The organism is Novosphingobium sp. DS6-6, from assembly GCF_057784975.1.
The window spans coordinates 1-2,559 of record NZ_JBYNTS010000026.1; the positions used below are offsets into that span (position 1 = coordinate 1).

3 protein-coding genes are annotated in these 2,559 nt (G+C 66.5%); all 3 read right to left on the minus strand.

The genetic code is table 11. From position 1 onward, the window contains the following. Positions 1-53: 53 nt before the first annotated feature. The 3 genes from tnpC to tnpA are packed head-to-tail and all read right to left on the minus strand — an operon-like array spanning position 54 to position 2,473. A complete protein-coding gene (gene tnpC, locus AC3EDY_RS15915; protein WP_488573468.1) occupies positions 54-1,697 on the minus strand; it encodes an IS66 family transposase in 1,644 nt (547 codons plus the stop codon). Positions 1,698-1,757: 60 nt separating this feature from the next. Beyond that, positions 1,758-2,099, minus strand: a complete 342-nt coding sequence (gene tnpB / locus AC3EDY_RS15920) for an IS66 family insertion sequence element accessory protein TnpB (RefSeq protein ID WP_488573469.1) — start codon at positions 2,097-2,099, stop codon at positions 1,758-1,760. After that, a complete protein-coding gene (gene tnpA, locus AC3EDY_RS15925) occupies positions 2,096-2,473 on the minus strand; it encodes an IS66-like element accessory protein TnpA (RefSeq protein ID WP_488573470.1) in 378 nt (125 codons plus the stop codon). The genes tnpB and tnpA overlap by 4 nt, the downstream gene beginning before the upstream one ends. Positions 2,474-2,559: the final 86 nt, after the last annotated feature.

A 2,559-nucleotide genomic window follows, 5' to 3' on the forward strand; every position in this document is an offset into this window, starting at 1 on the left:
GGTATCCGTCCGGTGAGGGCCGCGGGGTGATGCCGACCGGCGCGTAGGTTTGGTTACGCGGCGATGGCTGCGGTGCGCGGCGCCCAATTCCACGGCAGGAGCTCGTCGAGCGTTGTGGCCGGGTGATCGGCGATGCGGGCGAGGACATCGGCGAGCCAAGCCTGCGGGTCGACATCGTTGAGCTTGGCGGTCTGGATGAGCGTGTAGATGACGGCGGCGCGTTGCCCACCGCGATCTGATCCGCAGAACAGCCACGCCTTGCGGCCAAGCGGGATGCAGCGCAGCGCGCGCTCGGCAGCGTTGTTGGTGAGGCAGATGCGGCCGTCGTCGAGGAAGCGCGTGAACGCATCCCAGCGCTTGAGCATGTAGAAGCAGGCCTTGGTTAGGTCATGGCCGCGCGAGAGCTTGGCGACCTGCTCGGTGAGCCATGTGTGCAGCTCTCCCATCAGCGGCGCGCTGAGTTCCTGGCGAACCGCGAGCCGCTCGGCCGGGCTCTTGCCGTTGATGCCGCGCTCGATGTCGAACAGGGCATCGAGACGCTGCACGGCCTCGAGTGCGATCGGGTAGATCATGGCAGCGCGCTGACCACGGCTCTTCTTGCGGGCCGAGCTTACGACATCAGCAAGCTCAAAGAACTTGCGCCTGGCATGGGCAAAGCAGCCGGCTTCGAGCACGGGACCGGGGTCGCGTCCTTCGCGATAGAGCTCGCCATATCCGCCATAGGCATCGGCCTGCAGGATCCCGGACCATGCCGCGAGATGGGCTTGCGGATGCTCGCCGCGCCGATCGCGCGAGTAATGGAACAGGACTGCCGGTGGATCGGTCCCGGCGAAGGGACGATCATCGCGCACGTAGACCCATAATCGGGCCACATCGGTCTTGCCCTTGGCCATGACCGGCACGGTGGTATCGTCGCCATGGATCCTGGCTGCGGCGAGAACGTGCGCCTCGATGAGCTTGTAGATCGGCATCAGCGCGTGCGCGGCAGCCCCGACCTGATCGGCGAGGGTCGAGAGACTGAGCGGCACGCCTTCACGGGCGAAGCGCTCGGCCTGCCGGTTGAGAGGCTGGTGCTGTCCATACTTCTCGAACAGGAGCATGGCGAGGAAGCTGGGTCCGGCCCATCCGCGCGGAATTACATGGAACGGTGCCGGGGCCTGCGCGATCTTCTCGCAGTTCCGGCACGCAAACTTCTCGCGCACGGTCTGGATGACCTTCCACGAGCGCGGGATAACCTCGAGCGTCTCGGTGACGTCCTCGCCGAGCTTCGACAGGCGATCTCCGCCGCAGGCCGGGCAGGAACAGGGCGCGGGCACCACGACGCGCTCGCGCGGCAGGTGATCGGGGAACGGCTTCCTTGCCGGGCGCTTGCGCTCGAAGGCGGTGACCGTGGTAGTCTTGGCAGCCGCTTCCTCGGCGATCAGGTCGTCCTCGGCGGCATCGGCCTCGAGCTCTTCGAGCTGCAGCTCCATCTGGTCGAGCAGGCGGCGGCTGCGCTCGGCGCTGGGGCCATACTGCTCGCGCTTCAGCTTGGCGATCTGCAGCTTGAGGTGGGCGATCAGCGCCTCGATGGCGCTCTGGTGGGCCATGGCGTTGGCCAGCTTGGCCTCGGCCTCATCAGCCTTGCGGGCCATCGCCGCCACCAGCGCCTTGAGCGCTTCGACATCGTCCGGAAGGGGCGAGATGACGGCTTCCATGACGGAGAGTGAATCATGCGAGGCTCACTCCCGCAAGGGCAAAATGCCCGTCTGCCGCCATTATCCAGCGCTCGCCGGCCGCCACGTATACTGCGGGTTGCGCCAGTCGATCCCTTCCAGCAGGCAGGCCAGTTGCGAGGGGGTGAGCGACACTGTTCCCTCAGTCGCCGAGGGCCACACGAACCGGCCCTTCTCAAGCCTCTTGGCGTAGAGCGACATGCCGATCCCGTCGTGCCAGATGATCTTGATCAGCGAGCCTGCGCGGCCGCGGAACACGAATAGATCCCCACCATGCGGATTACGCTTCAGGCCCTGCTGCACCAGCAGTGCCAGGCCCTGCATGCCCTTGCGCATATCCGTGTGACCCAGCGCGATCCACACCCGCGCGCCCGAAGGGATCATCGCAGAGCCTTCAAGGCGGCCGCGACCAACCTCGGCGATGCCGCGGCGAAAATGCTCACCCGCTTCCCGCGCGGCAGCTCGATGATCATCGCCGGGTGCTCGGCAGCGCCGGCAACGACCGCGTCCCCGTCGATCAGCGCTTCGGCGAATACCGGAGCTGGCAATGCCTTGGGCGCACTGGCCTCCTGCGCCACACCTGCATCGAGCAACTTGCGCCGCCAAGTGTAGATCAACCCGGACGAGACGTCATGGCGGCGGCAGACATCGGCGACCCTCGCACCCGGCGCGAACGCCTCGGCCACGATCTGCAGCCGTTCCTCATCGCTCCACCGACGCCGCCGCTCTGGCCCCGAAAATACCGTCACCTGACCCACCGACCGCTCCAAAGCGCACTCTTAAGAGCACGCTTAAGAGCGTTCGCTACCTACCCACGCAAGGCGGCCCCCGCCGGATGGATACG

Coding starts and splice junctions, on each gene's coding strand:
- tnpC (WP_488573468.1), bottom strand. CDS start 1,697: ATGGAAGCCGTCATCTCGCCCCTTCCGGACGATGTCGAAGCGCTCAAG.
- tnpB (WP_488573469.1), bottom strand. CDS start 2,099: ATGATCCCTTCGGGCGCGCGGGTGTGGATCGCGCTGGGTCACACGGAT.